The sequence below is a fragment of the Pseudarthrobacter sp. KH_020_B genome (assembly GCF_057840185.1).
This window is the reverse complement of record NZ_CM174506.1, coordinates 459944-476652: the sequence shown is the minus strand read 5'-3', so window position 1 is coordinate 476652 and position 16709 is coordinate 459944. Positions and strand designations below refer to the sequence as shown.

15 protein-coding genes are annotated in these 16709 nt (G+C 66.1%); 8 read left to right on the top strand and 7 right to left on the bottom strand.

Features of this window, described 5'->3' with window-relative positions; genetic code table 11:
• The first annotated feature begins 2 nt into the window (after positions 1–2).
• Together AC3IT0_RS02305 and AC3IT0_RS02300 are read left to right on the top strand one after the other, a co-directional pair.
• Positions 3–2078 (top strand): PTS fructose transporter subunit IIABC, encoded by a 2076-nt coding sequence (locus tag AC3IT0_RS02305; protein WP_489322209.1) that lies wholly within the window; start codon positions 3–5, stop codon positions 2076–2078.
• Between the two features lie 68 nt (positions 2079–2146).
• Positions 2147–2425, top strand: a complete 279-nt coding sequence (locus AC3IT0_RS02300; protein WP_489322208.1) for an HPr family phosphocarrier protein — start codon at positions 2147–2149, stop codon at positions 2423–2425.
• 187 nt (positions 2426–2612) lie between these two features.
• Here the strand turns inward: AC3IT0_RS02300 and AC3IT0_RS02295 are convergent, their stop codons facing one another.
• Positions 2613–3458, bottom strand: coding sequence for a class I SAM-dependent methyltransferase (locus tag AC3IT0_RS02295; RefSeq protein WP_489322207.1), 846 nt, complete (start codon positions 3456–3458; stop codon positions 2613–2615).
• 228 nt (positions 3459–3686) lie between these two features.
• Between AC3IT0_RS02295 and AC3IT0_RS02290 the strand changes: the two genes are divergently transcribed.
• Positions 3687–3953, top strand: a complete 267-nt coding sequence (locus AC3IT0_RS02290; RefSeq protein WP_489322206.1) for a DUF7218 family protein — start codon at positions 3687–3689, stop codon at positions 3951–3953.
• 42 nt (positions 3954–3995) lie between these two features.
• Here the strand turns inward: AC3IT0_RS02290 and ku are convergent, their stop codons facing one another.
• The gene (gene ku / locus AC3IT0_RS02285) at positions 3996–4982 is read right to left on the bottom strand and encodes a non-homologous end joining protein Ku (RefSeq protein ID WP_489322205.1); all 987 of its coding nucleotides are present in this window, start codon (positions 4980–4982) and stop codon (positions 3996–3998) included.
• Positions 4983–5022: 40 nt separating this feature from the next.
• Between ku and AC3IT0_RS02280 the strand changes: the two genes are divergently transcribed.
• Positions 5023–7494 (top strand): ATP-dependent DNA ligase, encoded by a 2472-nt coding sequence (locus AC3IT0_RS02280; RefSeq protein WP_489322204.1) that lies wholly within the window; start codon positions 5023–5025, stop codon positions 7492–7494.
• Between the two features lie 113 nt (positions 7495–7607).
• Here the strand turns inward: AC3IT0_RS02280 and AC3IT0_RS02275 are convergent, their stop codons facing one another.
• On the bottom strand, positions 7608–7868 hold the full coding sequence (locus tag AC3IT0_RS02275) for a hypothetical protein (RefSeq protein ID WP_489322203.1): 261 nt from the start codon (positions 7866–7868) through the stop codon (positions 7608–7610).
• 72 nt (positions 7869–7940) lie between these two features.
• Positions 7941–8153 (bottom strand): hypothetical protein, encoded by a 213-nt coding sequence (locus AC3IT0_RS02270; RefSeq protein ID WP_489322202.1) that lies wholly within the window; start codon positions 8151–8153, stop codon positions 7941–7943.
• Between the two features lie 491 nt (positions 8154–8644).
• Between AC3IT0_RS02270 and AC3IT0_RS02265 the strand changes: the two genes are divergently transcribed.
• Positions 8645–10243, top strand: a complete 1599-nt coding sequence (locus AC3IT0_RS02265; protein ID WP_489322201.1) for an MFS transporter — start codon at positions 8645–8647, stop codon at positions 10241–10243.
• A gap of 232 nt (positions 10244–10475) precedes the next feature.
• Positions 10476–11555, top strand: a complete 1080-nt coding sequence (locus AC3IT0_RS02260) for an FUSC family protein (protein WP_489322200.1) — start codon at positions 10476–10478, stop codon at positions 11553–11555.
• On the opposite strand, the gene AC3IT0_RS02255 is transcribed toward AC3IT0_RS02260, so the two are convergent.
• Both AC3IT0_RS02255 and AC3IT0_RS02250 read right to left on the bottom strand, forming a co-directional pair.
• Positions 11521–12288 (bottom strand): SDR family NAD(P)-dependent oxidoreductase, encoded by a 768-nt coding sequence (locus tag AC3IT0_RS02255; protein WP_489322199.1) that lies wholly within the window; start codon positions 12286–12288, stop codon positions 11521–11523. The two genes, AC3IT0_RS02260 and AC3IT0_RS02255, sit on opposite strands and share 35 nt — an antisense overlap.
• A gap of 18 nt (positions 12289–12306) precedes the next feature.
• The gene (locus AC3IT0_RS02250) at positions 12307–12663 is read right to left on the bottom strand and encodes a VOC family protein (protein ID WP_489322198.1); all 357 of its coding nucleotides are present in this window, start codon (positions 12661–12663) and stop codon (positions 12307–12309) included.
• Positions 12664–12875: 212 nt separating this feature from the next.
• Between AC3IT0_RS02250 and AC3IT0_RS02245 the strand changes: the two genes are divergently transcribed.
• Together AC3IT0_RS02245 and AC3IT0_RS02240 are read left to right on the top strand one after the other, a co-directional pair.
• Positions 12876–13295, top strand: a complete 420-nt coding sequence (locus AC3IT0_RS02245; protein ID WP_489322197.1) for a YciI family protein — start codon at positions 12876–12878, stop codon at positions 13293–13295.
• Between the two features lie 44 nt (positions 13296–13339).
• Positions 13340–14587: an RNA polymerase sigma factor gene (locus AC3IT0_RS02240; RefSeq protein WP_489322196.1), complete on the top strand. Its 1248-nt coding sequence runs from the start codon at positions 13340–13342 to the stop codon at positions 14585–14587.
• A gap of 101 nt (positions 14588–14688) precedes the next feature.
• Here the strand turns inward: AC3IT0_RS02240 and AC3IT0_RS02235 are convergent, their stop codons facing one another.
• On the bottom strand, positions 14689–16503 hold the full coding sequence (locus AC3IT0_RS02235) for an IucA/IucC family protein (protein WP_489323887.1): 1815 nt from the start codon (positions 16501–16503) through the stop codon (positions 14689–14691).
• Positions 16504–16709 lie beyond the last annotated feature (206 nt).

The following is a 16709-nucleotide window of genomic DNA, read 5'->3' as shown; positions in this document are numbered from 1 at the left end:
CAGTGACTCAGCTCATCACCACCGAACTGGTCGAGCTCGACCAGAACCTGGGCACCTCGCCCGAGGACGTGATCCGGCACTTGGCCAGCAAAGTAGCTGCCACCGGCCGCGCGTCAGAAGTCGAGGGTCTCTTCGCCGATGCCTTCGCCCGCGAGCAGAAGACCGCCACGGGCATCCCCGGCGGCATTGCCATCCCGCACTGCCGTTCAGCTGCCGTGATCGAACCCACGCTGGCCATGGCCCGGCTCAACCCCAAGGTGGACTTTGGCGCCAAGGACGGCCCGGCGGACCTGATCTTCTTCATCGCCGCCCCCGAAGGCGCGGACCAGGAACACCTGAAGCTGCTGTCCAAGCTGGCCCGGTCCCTGATCAAAAAGGACTTCACTGCGGCGTTGCGTGCGGCGTCTTCCTCCCAAGAAATAGTCGAGCTGGTGACCGCGGCGATCGGTGACCGACCCGCGACCGGCGTCGCCGGGAATGGGGGCCCGGGAGCGGCTTCGGGCGTCCGCGAAGCGGGCGGGGCCCCCATTGCCGGTGACGCCGCCCCAGCCACTCCAGCCACCAGGCGCCTCGTCGCCGTCACGGCCTGCCCCACCGGCATCGCGCACACGTACATGGCCGCCGATTCGCTGGTGGCCGCGGCCCAGGAAATGGGGGTGGACCTGCAGGTGGAGACCCAGGGTTCCTCCGGCGCGAAGCCGCTGGACCCGGCCGTCATTGCCGCCGCCGAAGCCGTGATCTTCGCGGTTGACGTGGACGTCCGCGGCAAGGAGCGTTTCGCCGGCAAGCCCGTTATCAACGCCCCCGTCAAGCGCGGCATTGACGAGCCGGCCAAGATGGTCCAGGAAGCACTCGCCGCAGCGACGGATCCGCACGCTCGCAAGGTACCTCACTTCGGTGCCGAGGAGCAGGCCGAAAGGGAAGCCTCCGAAAAGGGCGAGCACATCGGCCAGAAGCTGAAGCGCGCACTGCTCACCGGTGTCAGCTACATGATCCCGTTTGTGGCCGGTGGTGGCCTGCTGATTGCGTTGGGCTTCCTGCTGGGCGGTTACGACATCACAGGCTTCGCGGACAAGATCCTCGCCGAAAACAACCTAGGTAACCTGCCCACCGAGTACCCGGAACTGGCCTGGGGACCTTTCGGGGCCTACCTCGGCGCCGTGATGTTCAAGATCGGTGCCCTGTCGCTCGGCTTCCTGGTACCCGCCCTTGCCGGTTACATCGCGTACGCGATCGCCGACCGGCCGGGCATCGCGCCAGGCTTCGTCGCCGGCGCCGTTGCGGGGTTCATGGGAGCCGGCTTCCTCGGCGGCATCGTGGGCGGCCTGCTGGCCGGCTACATTGCGCACGTGATCGGCACCTGGCAGGTGGCCCGCTGGTTGCGCGGCCTGATGCCCGTGGTGATCATCCCGCTTCTCGCCTCCATCGTGGCGTCGGGGCTGATGTTCCTCGTGCTGGGCGCACCGATCGTCGGCATCACCAATGGCCTGAACACCTTCCTCTCCGGGCTCACCGGCGCCAGCGCCATCGCACTGGGCATCATTCTGGGCCTGATGATGTGCTTCGACCTCGGCGGCCCCGTCAACAAGGTTGCCTACGCCTTCGCCGTCGCCGGCCTCGGCGCGGCAAGCATCGACAACCAGGCTCCGTGGCAGATCATGGCGGCCGTCATGGCTTCGGGCATGGTGCCGCCGCTGGCCATGGCACTCGCCTCCACCGTCCTGGACAAGAAGCGCTTTAGCTTGGCGGAACGCGAAAACGGCAAGGCTGCCTGGCTTCTGGGTGCATCCTTCATCTCCGAAGGCGCCATCCCGTTCGCCGCGGCCGACCCGCTCCGTGTGATCCCGGCCAGCATGCTCGGCGGCGCAGTGACCGGCGCCATCTCGATGGCATCGGGCGTTGGATCCAAGGCCCCGCACGGCGGTGTGTTCGTATTCTTCGCCATCGACAACTTCGTCATGTTCGTTGTCTCGATCCTCGTCGGTACCGTCGTCACCGCCCTGGCGGTCATCGCCCTCAAGCGCTGGGCTGTCCGCGAACCCGCTGCTAGCGTGGAGTCCGTTCCCGCAACGGTCTGACCCGGCTTCACCCACTACCTAACAACGGCGCCGAACCAAGAGGCAGCCGAAAGACAAAAGGAGCAAAAATGCCAGAACGCACCGCAACCGTCGCCAGCCGCGTAGGCCTGCACGCCCGCCCCGCCGCCATCTTTGCAGAGGCCGCCGGCGAGTTCGACCTGGACATCACCATCGCCCGCCAAGGCGAGCCGGTCGATGAGGCAATGGACGCCGCCAGCATCCTGTCCCTCATGAGCCTGGGTGCCGCCCACGGCGACGTTGTGGTCCTCCGCGCCGACGGTACCGGCGCGGATGACGCTCTGGAGCGCCTGGTCCAGATCCTGGAAACGGATCACGACGCCGAGTAGCGCCCCGCGCTTAACAGCAGCGGCCGCCGTCGTACTTTCTCCCGAGTTGGGGAAGGCACGACGGCGGCCTCTCGCTTTTAAGTCACCCGGCCCCGGGGTGGTTAGCCGCGTTCGGTGATAACGGTCCAGACCCGGTCCGGTGGGGCGTCGATGGTGATGGTGGACGTTGCCACGAAGTTCCCGGACATTAACGGACCTCTTTGGCAGTCAACAGCAGGTATTCCCATTCCATTTGCCACACGGCATCACCGTGGGCCTCGCCAAAGGAATCGGCCAGTTCGATGAGTGTTTTGTCCAAGGCCTGAGCCTTGTCCCGGTCGTCCCCAATGAACTTGTATACGGCGATCGTGGGACCGTAATGGGACTTGAAGTACCGCAGGAAGTCCTCCGGCTGATGGAAACTGCGGATGGCCACCGTGCGTTTTTTCGCCTGGATATCGGCGATCCTGCCGCCGAAGAGTTCCCGCACGTGGTCTTCGCTGCCCCACAGCGGCGGCGGCTGGGCTCCGGGCGGCGCTGGCGGCGAGAACGGCTTCATCGCGGCAAACATTTGACCGATGAACCCCTCGGGCGTCCAACTGAGCAGGCCGATAGTGCCGCCGGGTTTGCACACCCGGACAATTTCGTCCGCCCCCGCCTGGTGGTGCGGCGCGAACATCACACCGAGGCAGGAGGTCACCACGTCAAATGCGTCGTCCTCGAACGGCAGCGCCTCGGCGTCTGCTTCCACCCATTCAAGCCCGACGCCGCGATCGGCAGCCTGCCGGCGCCCGGCGTCGAACAACTCCGGGGTGAGGTCGCTGGCCACCACATGGGCACCCATCATGGCCGCAGGGATGGCCGCGTTACCGGCGCCGGCAGCCACGTCCAGAATGTGCTGCTTCGGCTTGATTCCGCAGGCATCAACCAGAATGGCCCCGAGATCCTGCACCAGTTCGCTGGCCAGCGCGGGGTAATCCCCCGACGCCCACATAGCACGGTGCTTTTGCTTCAGCGCCCGGTCTGCCTCGTCCACGTCGGCTTTGTCATTCATTTCGGCGACCCTCTCCGTTGACAGGCATTTCCTTTGACAGGCTGGCTGTAATGCGACCCATTGTGGCCGCAGCGGGGCTGGCTGTAAAGCGTCTGGAGCTCGGGGCTCGACGCGAAAGCAAGCAAACTTAGGGATTCCTTGTGTTTCCACAACCCCGGAATTAGCGTGGAAGCCTGACCAGCCAATGCGGCGCGGCGGCGTCCAGGATCCCGGTTGAAGGAGGACGACATGCCCGGCAAGAAGAACCCGAGCCTGAAAGATCCTGAACTTTACGAGGAACTTCGCGAGGACGGCGCGTCCAAGCAGAAGGCCGCCCGCATCTCCAACGCGGCCGCCAACAAGGGCCGCTCCGCGGTGGGCCGCAAGGGCGGGAAATCCGGCGACTACGACGACTGGACCGTCCCGCAGCTCAAGGCCAAAGCCAAGGAAATAGGTCTCACCGGCTACTCAGCCAAAAAGAAGAGTGAGCTGATCTCCGCCCTGCGGAACTCCTAGGCGGCGGCCATCTCCACCAACGCAGGTTGTTCGCAGACGGACTCAAGCACCCTTTCGCGCCCGCGTGGGGGTGGCCTTCGCCGCAGGCTTCGCAGCAGTGGACTTGGTCGCCGTCGCCTTAGGGGCTTTGGCGGGAGCCTTCCCGCCGGAACCCTCGGCACTTTCGTCAGTGCCGGCGTCGTCCGCGTCCTCGGAGGCCGCGTCCTCAGAGCCCGCATCCTCGGAGGCGGCAGGCTTCCCGCCGCCGCGCTTCCGCTCCAGGCTGCGCTTGAGCGCCTCCATCAGGTCGATGACCTCGCCGTTGCCGCCCTCGCTGGCTACGGCGCCGAACGTTTCGTCGGTATCGAGCGAATCGCCCTTCTCCAGCTTGGCCTCGATAAGCTTCCGGAGCTGCACCTGGTAGTCATCGGTGAAGTGCTCGGGTTCAAAATCGGCGGCCATGGACTCCACCAGGGCAGCGGACATCTCGCGCTCCTGCGCGGAGATCCGGATGGACGTGTCCAGGGCGGGGAAGCTGGCCTCCCGGACCTCGTCGGGCCACAGCAGGGACTGCAGCACCAGCACCTCCTCCTTGATGCGCAGCGCCCCCAGCCGGGTCTTCTCGCGCAGGGCGAACTGGACGATGGCCACGCGGTCCGTATCCTCGAGCGCCCGGCGCAGCAGGACGTAGGCCTTGGGCGACTTGGAATCCGGCTCCAGGTAATAGCTCTTCTCGAACATCATGGGTTCCAGCTGCTCCGACGGGACAAACTGGACCACCTCGATCTCGTGGCTGTTCTCCGCCGGGATGGATTTGAGCTCATCCTTGGACAGGACCACCGTCCGGCCCTCGTCCTCAAACGCCTTGTCGATGTCCGAATAGTCGATGATCTTGCTGCAGACCTCGCATCGGCGCTGGTACCGGATCCGGCCGCCGTCGGCGTTGTGGACCTGGTGGAGGCTGATGTCGTGGTCCTCGGTGGCGCTGTAGACCTTCACGGGCACGTTGACCAGACCGAACGCGATGGCACCTTTCCAGATGGCTCTCATCCCTCAAGTGAACATCACGCGGGGCCGGAGGTGAAGACCCATGGCCGGCCCTAAAGAGCGCGTCAGGGTGGCGGGGCGGGAACTGACCCTCACCAACCTCGACAAAGTCATCTACCCGGATACCGGCACCACCAAGGCCGACGTCCTGGCCTACTACGCCGCCGTGGCCCATGTCCTGATCCCCGCGGCAGCCAACCGGCCCGCCACGAGAAAGCGCTGGGTCAATGGGGTGGGCACCGCAGGGCAGCCCGGCGAGGTGTTCTTCCAGAAGAACCTGGAGGATTCAGCGCCCGGCTGGCTCCCCCGCGCCGCCATCAGGCACAAGGACCGGACCCTCTACTACCCGATGGTGAACGATCCCGCCACACTCACCTGGTTCGGCCAGATCAATTCGCTGGAAATCCATGTCCCCCAGTGGCAGGTGGACTCCCACGGCAAACAGCTGAACCCGGATCGCCTGGTGCTGGACCTCGATCCCGGCGATGGCGCCGGGCTGGAGGAGTGCGCCGAGGTTGCCAGGCTGGCACGCGCCATTCTGCAGGACGTGGGCCTGGAACCTGTGCCGGTGACCAGCGGCAGCAAGGGCATCCACCTCTACGCGGGCCTGGACGGCACGCAGACCTCTGATCAGATCTCGGACTTTGCCCACGAACTGGCCCGCGCGCTGGAAGCCGACCACCCGGATCTCGCCGTAAGCGACATGAAAAAGACGCTGCGCAAAGGCAAGGTGCTGGTGGACTGGAGCCAGAACAGCGCCGCCAAAACCACCATCGTGCCGTACTCCCTGCGCGGCCGCCTCACCCCCACCGTGGCCGCCCCGCGGACCTGGCAGGAGATCGGCTCCCCCAAGCTCCAGCACCTCGACTACAAAGCCATGCTGCGCCGGGTCAAGGCGGGCAAAGACCCGTTCGCCGCCGTCGGCCGCGGTGCCGGCCACGCTGGTTCCCTGGACGGGGAGACGGACGACGGCGGCGCGCACGCCCGCCTGGAGCGGTACCGTTCGATGCGGGACCCCAATGCGACGCCGGAACCGTTCTCTGGCGTCTCGGGGGCCGGAGACACCTTTGTGATCCAGGAGCACCACGCGAGCAGGCTGCACTTCGACTTCCGGCTGGAGCACGAGGGCGTGCTGGTGTCGTGGGCCCTGCCGAAGGGCGTTCCGCAAGCCGGCGGGAACAACCACCTGGCCGTCCAGACCGAGGACCACCCCCTGGACTACGCCACGTTTGAAGGCACCATTCCCAAAGGCCAGTACGGCGCCGGCGAGGTCACCATCTGGGATCACGGGACGTATGAACTGGAGAAATGGATCAACGGCCGGGAGGTCATCGCCACGCTGACCGGTGCCGAGGGCGGTGGCCTGTGCGGCACCAAGAAGTTCGCCCTCATCCACACGGGCCGGGGGCACGGCCAGGATGTCGAAGGCCAGTGGCTCATCCACCTGATGGACAAGGACCACCACACTTTTCATCCGCGGCGGGCTCCGGTGGGTGATGACGAACCCGACTCGAGAACCGAAGTGCGCGAAGCCGAGGAGGCTGCACCAGCGATCCGTGCCGAAGATTTCGGTCCCATGATGGCAACGTCCGGCACCGCCGCAGACCTTCACGGCAGCGACTGGGAGTTTGAGCTGAAGTGGGACGGCGTGCGTGCGCTACTGGTCGCGGACGAAAACAAGGTCCGGATCTTCAGCCGCAACGGCATCGACGTCACCGCAACCTACCCGGAGCTGACGGACCGGGCCTGCTGGCCGGCGGGACCGTTCGTCGCCGACGGTGAGATTATCGCCGTCGGGCCTTCCGGCAGACCCGATTTCGGGCTGCTCCAGGGGCGGATGAAACTGACCCGGCCCGCCGACGTCGCAAAGGCCCGCGCAGCAATCCCTGTCCGGCTGATGCTTTTTGACCTGCTGTCCGACGGCGGCGGGGACCTTCGCCGGTTGCCTTTCGCCAAGCGGCGGCAGCGGCTGGAGGAGTTCCATCACCCGTCGGCGTGTCCCGTGGAGCTGTCCGCCGTGCTGGACGAGAGGATCGAGCACATCCTGGAGAGCGCGCAGGAGCTGGGGCTTGAGGGCGTGATGGCCAAGCGGACCGACAGCCGCTACGTCAGCGGGCAACGGACCCGGACGTGGATCAAGATCAAACTGGAACAGACCCAGGAAGTGGTGGTGGGTGGCTGGCGGCCCGGCAAGGGCGGGCGGCTGAGTTCGGTGGGTTCGCTGCTGGTGGGCATCCCCGACGGCGACAAACTGCGTTACGTGGGCCGGGTGGGCAGCGGGTTCAGCATGCGCGAACTGGAGGAACTCCGGCAGAAAGTGGACGATCTGGCCCGGAAGACGTCACCGTTCGACGACGTTCCCCGCGAGGATGCCTCGGACGCCCATTGGGTGACGCCAAGGTTGGTCGGAGAGGTGACGTTCGGGCAATGGACCGGCACCGGGAAGCTCAGGCATCCGGTGTGGCGGGGCTGGCGGCTGGACAAGAACGCTGACGAAGTGGTGCCGGAGTCTTAGCGACGCGCAAATTTTCCTTGGACACGGAGACGGCCTGGCGACACCCGAATTCGGGTGTCGCCAGGCCTTTTGTGTGTCGTCAGGTCAGATGCGCGTCGTCAGCGGGAGTGCCCTTAGGACGAGTGCGGCATCTGCGGGCGGCCGGTGCGGTGCACGGCCGTGACGGCAGCCTCCTGGCCCATGCGGCCGTGGGCTGTACCCCGTTCTTTGGGGTGCCTGCGCTTGCCGTTGCCGTCCGGCCACTGGCTTTCGCCGGCCATCGCGGCAGTGACCGCAATGGTGGCCGGGTCAGGCATGGACGGGGTGTCCATGGCTGCCGCGAGATGGTCCGCGACCTCCGGTTCGATGTTTTTTTCAGCATGTTTTTCAGCCATTTTTTCTTCCTTCCGCAATGAAATGAAGTGGTTACCAATAGGTAGTCTGGCGTGCTGTCCGGGCGCTGGAAGCTACCAGCGGACCTTCTTCTCGGCAGGGCCCTGCTTGCCGCTGGCGTGCGTGGGCTTGTGGTTCTTGCCGACGCTCTGCAGGCCGTTGTCGCCGCCCCGGGACTTGCTGGCGAGCATGGCCCGCTGCGCCTCGGTCAGCCCGGACCGGATGCCCTTGGCTTCGGCGTCGTCCTGCGCGGCTGCGGGCTGGCTTGGTGTGTTCTTTTCAGTCATTTGGTGGAACCTTTCTGAGGAGAATCAGTGTGTCTGACGAGATCAGCATGGACGGGGGCCGGTGGTACCAGGCCGCAGGCGTCCGCCTACTCAAAGATCAGTGTTCCCATGGCTCAACAATAGGCAGTTTCAGGCTCGGTTGTGAACCCCCGGTTTCTGGCCAGATCGGAGGGTGTGATGCGGTCTGGCCAGCGGCCGGGAATACTGTGGCGGCTGTCACTTTTCCGCGCGAACCAGGGGAAAAATGGCTCCAAAATCGCGTCGTAAGCAAAAAGATTCGGTAACGATGGGCCGGCACCGCCCGCATCCCAGTGATGGCGCGGCGAAACCGGCGAAAAGAAATCTGATGACAGCGGCTCAAAACGCCCTGAAACACGTGATCTTACGGTACAGAACTCTTATTTGCCATGGAAACCGCGTAAAATTGAAGGCCTGCCCAGAGCGGGGCAGCTACAAGTCGCAAGCAAATGACCTCCATAGGAGTTGCCCAAATGCCCACAGACCGAAGCACGACCGACTCTTCAGCAGGCGTGAACAACGCCAGCCGAACTAACTTTGCAGTACCAAACAGTGCATTACCAAGTGCGCGTAAACCGAAGATCCTTGCGCGTCGCCGACTCAAAGAGTCCGACGTGAATGTAGTAAACCAGCCCATGCTGAAAAAAGCGCTCGGCGGAACCATCGTGGGTAACACCATGGAGTGGTTCGACGTCGGCGTATTCGGCTACCTGATCACCACCATGGGACCTGTCTTCCTTCCCGAGGCCGACAAGTCCGTCCAGACGCTGTTCCTGCTTGGAACGTTCGCTGCGACTTTCATTGCCCGTCCCCTCGGCGGCGTTGTGTTCGGCTGGCTCGGCGACAAGATCGGGCGGCAGAAGGTACTCGCAGCAACACTGATGATTATGGCTGCGAGCACGTTCGCCGTCGGGCTGTTGCCCGGATACGCCCAGATCGGCATCTGGGCCGCTGCGCTGCTGGTAATCCTGAAGCTTGTACAGGGCTTCTCCACCGGCGGTGAATACGCCGGCGCCACCACCTTCGTGAGCGAATACGCCCCGGATAAGCGCCGTGGATTCTTTGCAAGCTTCCTGGACATGGGCAGCTACCTGGGCTTTGCCCTGGGTGCGGCGCTGGTTTCTGTCCTGCAGCTGACCCTTGGCCAGACAGCCATGGAGGAGTGGGGCTGGCGCATTCCGTTCCTGATCGCAGGTCCGCTGGGCCTGATCGCCATCTACTTCCGGAACAAGATCGAGGAATCCCCTCAGTTCCAGGCCACCCTGGATGCCCAGGAATCCATCGGGCAGGCTGCCGCAGCTGCTGACGTGGACGCCGCCAAGACTCCGGTCGGAATCGTCAAGGCCTACTGGCGCTCGCTCATCGTGGCGATGATCCTTGTGGCCGCGGCCAACACCGCCGGCTACGCGTTGACGTCCTACATGCCCACGTACCTCACGGAGTCCAAGGGCTACGACGAGGTCCACGGCACGCTCCTGACCATCCCAGTGCTGGTCATCATGGCGTTGTGCATCCCCCTGACGGGCAAGCTGTCCGACCGCATCGGCCGCCGGCCGGTCCTGTGGATCGGCGCCATCAGCACCGTGGTGCTGGCTACGCCGGCTTTCCTCCTCATCGATATTGGTGAGGTCTGGTCCACGCTGGCAGGACTTGCCCTGATCGCCTTCCCTGTGACGTTCTATGTTGCGAACCTCGCCTCGGCATTGCCCGCGCAGTTCCCGACAGCCAACAGGTACAGCGCCATGGGTATCGCCTACAACTTCGCCGTTGCCATCTTCGGCGGCACCACGCCGTTCATCGTCGCCGCGCTGATCACGGCCACCGGCGATGACATGATGCCGGCCTACTACCTCATGGCGACCTCAGCCATCGGAGCCGTGGCCATCTACTTCCTGAAGGAATCAGCCCAGCGTCCGCTGCCCGGCTCCATGCCCAGCGTGGACACCCAGGCGGAGGCCAAGGAACTGGTTGCGACTCAGGACGAGAACCCGCTGATCGACCTGGACGACATGCCGTTCGAATCCCAGGACGTCACCGATGCCGCGGCCACAAAAGTTCCGGTCGGAGTCTAAGCAAAACATCGGAACAACAAACCGGCCTGACCGGGCCGTCTTGTAGCCCGCGCTCAAAGGCCCGTCCCGCGCGCTTTCCTTGGGGGAAGCACGCAGGGCGGGCCTTAGCCGTGCCCGCCCTAGCCCGACGCCGGGCCGGCCCCAAGCGACGCCCTGTGACCCAGCTAATGGTGAGCATTCCGGGCTTCTGCTAATTTTCGAACAAGGGTCTGATCGATTGGTGGTGTTGGCTGTGCGCAGAGTCATGGCCCATGCCCGCACGCTGCATGCGCTTGGCCCGGCGAACAACGACCGGCTCTCGGCCGTACGGGTTGCCCTCAGCGTGGCCGTGCCCTCCCTGGTCCTCCTGGCCATCGGCCGCCCCGAGCTCACCATGTACGCAGTATTCGGTGCCCTGACCGGCATGTACGGACGCTCGGAATCCCACCAGCTTCGCCTCAAGCACCAGGCGCAGGCGGCAGTGGTCCTGGTCAGCGGCATCACGGTGGGCGTGTTCCTGTCCGTCAACCACATCCACTCCTGGTGGCTGGTGCTGGTGGAGGCCGTGCTGGCCGGTGCCGGTTCCCTCTTCTCCGACAAGGTGCGGCTCAAGCCCAACGGACCGTTCTTCGGCATCCTGGCACTGGGTGCCTGCGCCTCCGTCCCGACGAACGTGCCGTTCCTGACTGCCGTGCTGATCGGTGCGGCCTCCGCCGCGTTCTCGATCCTGGTGGGCTTCGCCGGCTGGCTGCGGGTCCGGGCCTGGCAGGCGGGCGCCCTGCGTGACGTTCCGCGTCCCAGCGGTGAACTCCGGCAGGCCGCGCTGGTGCACGCCGCCCGCTATGTCCTGGCCGTCGGTGCCGCCGGGGCCTGCGGGGTCCTGAGCGGCAGCGGCCACCCGCACTGGGCCATGGCCGCGGCCGCCGTCCCGCTCGCCGGAGCCGACCTGCCCAGCCGCGTCCACCGCGGGATCCACCGCATCGTGGGGACGTTTGTCGGTTTGGCGCTGGTCGCCGTCGTACTTTTCCCGGGGCCTCTGTCTCCGCTGCAGTATTTCCCCGGCCACACCGCCGCCGTGCTGGCGCTGCTGGTGATCGTGTTCCAGTTCCCCACCGAGCTGTTCATGGCGCGGCACTACGGCTGGGCCATGGTCTTCTTCACGCCGGTGATCCTGCTTATGACGCAGCTTGCCGCCCCCATGGACCCGGGCCTGCTGGTCACCGAACGCGCGGTGGAGACGTTTGTGGGCGCCGTGATCGGTATCGCCGTGGTGGTGGCCGTCCGCGCACCGCGGAAGGCTACTGTTTCGGGCGTCGCGGCGGCCCGGACGTAAGACGCGCCGGCAGGACGCGCGAGACGGCGGCGACCAGTTTGTAGCGTTTGGTGGGGATCGAAACGCCCTTCCCGCGGGCGTTGTCGGCGAGGCCCTCCCGGACCACCTGGTCGGCCCGCAGCCACAGCCAGCGCGGGGCCACCGACTTGTCCATGCCCATGCGGTCATGGAATTCGGTGTGCGTGAATCCGGGGCACAGTGCCGTGACGTGCACGCCTTTCGGCCCATAGGACAGGTTGGCCCAGCGGCTGAAGCTGACCTGCCACGCTTTCGCGGCCGAGTAGCTGCCGCGGTTGGCGAACGCCGCCACGCTGGCCACGTTGATGATCCGGCCCGAATGCCGTTCCAGCATCCCCTGCAGGGCGGCATGGCAGAGCTCCAAGGGGGTCTGCACGTGCAGGCGAAGGTGCCTTTTCTCGTCCTCTAAGGAATTCTTTTCGAACGAATGGAGCAGCCCCATCCCCGCATTGTTCACCAGGACCTCAACCGGCCGCGCAGCGTCCGTAAGGCGCCCGACGACGGCTGCCACGCCGGCGTCGTCCGTCAGGTCAGCGGGCAGCACCTCGGTGGAAACGCTGTAATCACGCTCCAGTTCGTTAGCCATCTGCCGGAGCCGGGCGGCGTCGCGGGCCACCAGCACCATGTGGTGGCCTTCCTGCGCCAACTGGCGGGCGAACTCCGCTCCCAGCCCTGCGGTTGCCCCGGTTACGAGCGCGGTGGTGGGTGTCTCCATGCGCCCAGACTAGCGGTGTTACGGCGCCGGCGGCTGGTGCAGGCCGAAGGTTGAGCCCTGATCGTCCTTGCAGAGCTGGAATCTTCCGTATTCTGCGGGGTCCTCGTCGCCCAGTTCCGCACTGTCCGTCGAGCCGCCAAGTTCACGCACCCGGGCCAGGGCGGCGTCCATGTCGTCCACCCGGAAGAACAGGTAGGGCACCGCGCCCTTGTCGCCGCCGTGCAGCCCGCCGGGGATGCCGGGGGTGCCGATGATTGACCCACCCTCATCGGACGGTCCGGGGCTGAAGTCCCAGCCGAAGAGAGCGCCGTAGAACGCCCTGCCCCGTTCGGGATCTTCTACGCCGATCTCAAAGAACGCTGGTTCGCCGGCCATGGCTTCTCCTTGTCTGGTGGGGGTGAGGTGGGTCGCGTGGGGTCCCTCGGTCGACACCCACCCTAGACCTGCCCGGCACCCCGGTCCAGAGTCAGCGTGCCCGCTCAGCGGTTCAGAAAAAAGTCTCCTGTTTGTGTCGATCCGGTCTCGCGCCGTTCGACCTATGGATGAGAAGGTCGAAGGGCGACCTTCCACAAACCAAGGAGTACGTGATGGCTAAGTACATGTTGATTATGCGGGCAGACGACGAGGCGTTCGCGAAGTTCGAGGACATCGATTTCAACGAAATCCTCGAAGCCATGGGCAAGTTCAATGACGAGCTCATCCGCGCCGGGGTCCTGCTGGCGGCCGAAGGCCTCGACGACCCGAAGGCCGGGGTGGTGGTCGATTTCACCGGTGAAACGCCGGTTGTCACCGACGGCCCCTACGGCGAAACCAAGGAACTGTTCGGCGGCTACTACATCCTGGATGTGGCATCAATCCAGGAAGCCGTCGAGTGGGCCAAGCGGGCCCCCATGACGGCGGGAACCAAGACCGAGATCCGGCGTGTGACCGGCATCGACGAGTTCCCGCAGGACAACGAATGGATCCAGAAGGAACGCGCCTGGCGCGAGCTGACCGGGCAGCTCTGAGCTGGCGGCTCTGACAGCTCTGATGCGGCAGCTCTGATACGGCAGTGAGCGCAGTTGAGGCGCGGGGCGCCGTCGAGGCAGTGTGGCGGATGGAATCCGCCCGCATCGTCGGCGCCCTGGCCCGCTACACCGGCGACTTCCCGCTGGCCGAGGATCTCGCCCAGGAGGCCCTCGCCGAGGCACTCGTCTCCTGGTCCGTCAACGGCGTGCCCGCCGAACCCGCCGGCTGGCTGCTGACCACCGGCCGCCGTCGTGCGATTGATACCTTCCGCCGGCGGGCGGCGCGGGACGACAAGTACGCGCTGCTGGCCCGCGGGCTCTCGGAGGAGGAGCCCGGGGCGGACGCGTTGTTCGACCCCGATGCGATCGACGACGACGTGCTCGCCCTGATGTTCATCTCCTGCCATCCGGTGCTGGCCAAGGAGGCCCGGATCGCGTTGACGCTACGAGTGGTGGGCGGTTTGGGCAGCGACGAGATTGCCAAGGCGTTCCTGGTGCCGGTGGCGACAATCCAGGCACGCATCACCCGCGCCAAGAAGACGCTGGCCGCCGCCCAGGTGCCTTTCGCGGTGCCCGAACCGCACGAGCGGGCGGAACGTCTCGGCTCGGTGCTCAACGTCATCTACCTGATCTTCACAGAGGGCTCGTTCGCCTCGGGCGGCGCGGAGTGGATCCGCACGGACCTTGCCGGTGAAGCCCGCCGCCTGGCCCGGGTGCTGGTGCGGATCGCGCCGGAGCCCGAGGTGTTCGGGCTGATTGCGCTGATGGAACTTACCGCTGCGCGGTTCCCGGCCCGGCTCGATGCGTCGGGCCACCCGGTGCTTCTGGAGGACCAGGACCGACGGCGGTGGGACCAGTCCGCGATCCGGCGCGGACGTGCGGCGCTGGCCCGGGCCGCGGGATCCGGACGCGGGTTGGGCGCCTATGGTCTTCAGGCGTCCATCGCCGAGTGCCATGCTGTGGCTCATTCGGTTGCCGAGACGGACTGGCAGCGGATCGTCATCCTCTACGAAGCCCTCGGACGGCTGACCCCGTCCCCCGTCATCGAACTCAACCGTGCTGTCGCCGTCGCGATGGCTTCCGGCCCGGCGCACGGACTGGAGTTGGTGGAGGCTCTCGCCTCGCGCGGTGAGCTGGCGGGCTCGCACCTGCTCCCCGCGGTCCGTGGCGAGCTGCTCACCCGGCTCGGCAGGCGTGACGACGCCCAGCACGCGCTCCAGCAGGCCGTGGCGCTGTGCGGGAACGCCGCCGAGCGCGCGGTGCTCCAGCGCAAGGTCGACGAGCTCAGCTGACCGGCCCCGCCGCTGAACTCGCCGCACAGCGCGAAAGGACACTTGGGGCCCCGTCCTGAAGGGCCTCAAGTGTCCGTTCGCGCTGTGTCAGGGGCGCCGGATCAACTGCCGGCGGCGAACCTGGCGAGCGGGTTGGCGAGCCGGCCGGCCATCTGCAGCCCGCCGGACGGGTCCGTGAGGTCAAGCATCTGCTGGTTGTTCCGCAGCTGCAGCCGGTTCAGGCACGACAGTTCAAAGTCCGCGGCGAACAGGTCGTGGCGGGCGAACTGGTCCGCCAGCTCCGGGTGCTCAGCCTGGTAGTCCTGGATGGCCCTCGCGGCCGTGCCCCAGAACTCCTCCTCGCTGAGTTTCCCGTCCTCCACCAGCAGGGCCCCGAGGAAGCGGAAGATGCAGTCGAACACATCCGTGAAGATGGCCAGCACCTTTTCGCCGTCGGGAATGTCCGCCTTGATGCGCGATACGTCCTCGGGCAGGTCCAGCCGGTTCCCCATCACCACGATTTCCTCGGCGATGTCCTTCATGACCGCGCGGACGGGCACACCGTTGTCCAGCACCAGGATCACGTTCTCGCCGTGCGGCATAAAAGCGAGTTCGTACTGGTAGAGGCAGTGGACCAGCGGGACGAGGTACGCCTCGAAGTAACGGCGCAGCCAGTCGGCGGGTGCCAGTCCGGAGCGCTCGATCAGGGCAGACACCATCGGCTTGCCGGCCGAATCGACGTGCAGCAGGGACGCCATGGTGGCAAGCTGCTGGCCGTCCTCGAGCAGCGGGAGCGGACTTTCCCTCCACAGCGCGGAGAGCATCTTCCGGTACGGCGAGCCCTTGGCGGACCCGGCCTCGTAGTAGCCGTTGTGGTACCCGATGGCCGCGATCTCGCTGATCATGGCCAGGCCGCGCTTCTGCAGGGTTTCGTCTGACCGGATCAGGTCCTGCAGCCAGTCATTGATGGCGGGGGTTGCCTTCATGTACTGCGGCGAGAGTCCCCGCATAAAGCCCATGTTCAGGACGGACATGGCCGTCTTGACGTAACTCTTGGCGGGCGCGCTCGTGTTGAAGAACGTGCGGATGGACTGCTGGGCCTGGTACGTGTCCTCGCCCGTGCCCAGGTGGATGATGTGCTGCTGGCCGATTTCGGCAGCGAACGTCACCGTGAGCTTGTTCTCCCACTGCCAGGGGTGCACCGGCATCAGGAAGTACTCGGCGGGGTCCACACCCTGGGCCGTGAATTCGGCATCGAAGGACAGCAGTGCTGCGGCGCCGAGCTCCGCCTCCAGGTGGCCGCGGTAGTCCAGCCCGGCGCTGGCAGTGAAGACAGCCTTGCTGCGGTGGACCCCGATCCACTCCACGCGGACAGGAGCCCCGGTCTCCGGAGCGAACGCACGGTAGTCGCTGATGCCGAAGCCCAGCCGGCCGTTGTTGGCCACAAAACACGGGTGGCCCTCGGTCATGCTGTGTTCGATGGCCTGGAAGTCGGATGCGGGGTCGGTGCCGCCGGTGACTCCTGCCACGAGTTCGTCGGCGGACGGCTGTCCCAGCCAGTGCTTGTAGGAGTGGCCGGCCAGCGTGCTGCTGATCTCCTCGAGGTATACCGGGAGCATCTCCTGGCGGATCCCCAGGGTGTCCCTCAACTCGGTGATGAAGCGCAGGGCATCCGGGGCGGCATCCTCGCCGCTGCGCGTGCAGCGGATCGAAGCGGCGTCCACCGACCAGTGCTCCAGCTCCAGCACGCGGGCCGTGAACGAGTATGCCGTGCGGCCGTCGTCGCTGCGGACGACGTACACAGCGGGCTCCTCCGGACCCGTGGCACCCCCGCCGGAGCCCAGCCGCTGCGGCTCCAGGATGCGTTCGTGCAGGAATTCGGCGAGCGCCTTGCGGACCAGGTGTCGGTTGGCCGCAGCCCAGCGTTCGGGCGCCAGGTGCGGAACGGTGTTGGCGGTGCTGGCGGTGCTGGCGGTGCTGGCGGTGCTGGCGGTGCTGGCGGTGCTGTCGGTGCTGGCGGTGCTGGCGGTGCTGGCGGTGCTGTCAGGATTGTCGGCGGCGCTCTTAGTAGCAGCGGCGGCGGCACTGACGGGGGCGGATTCCCGCACGACGGCGGCGTCCAGCTCGATGGCGGCGTCCAGCT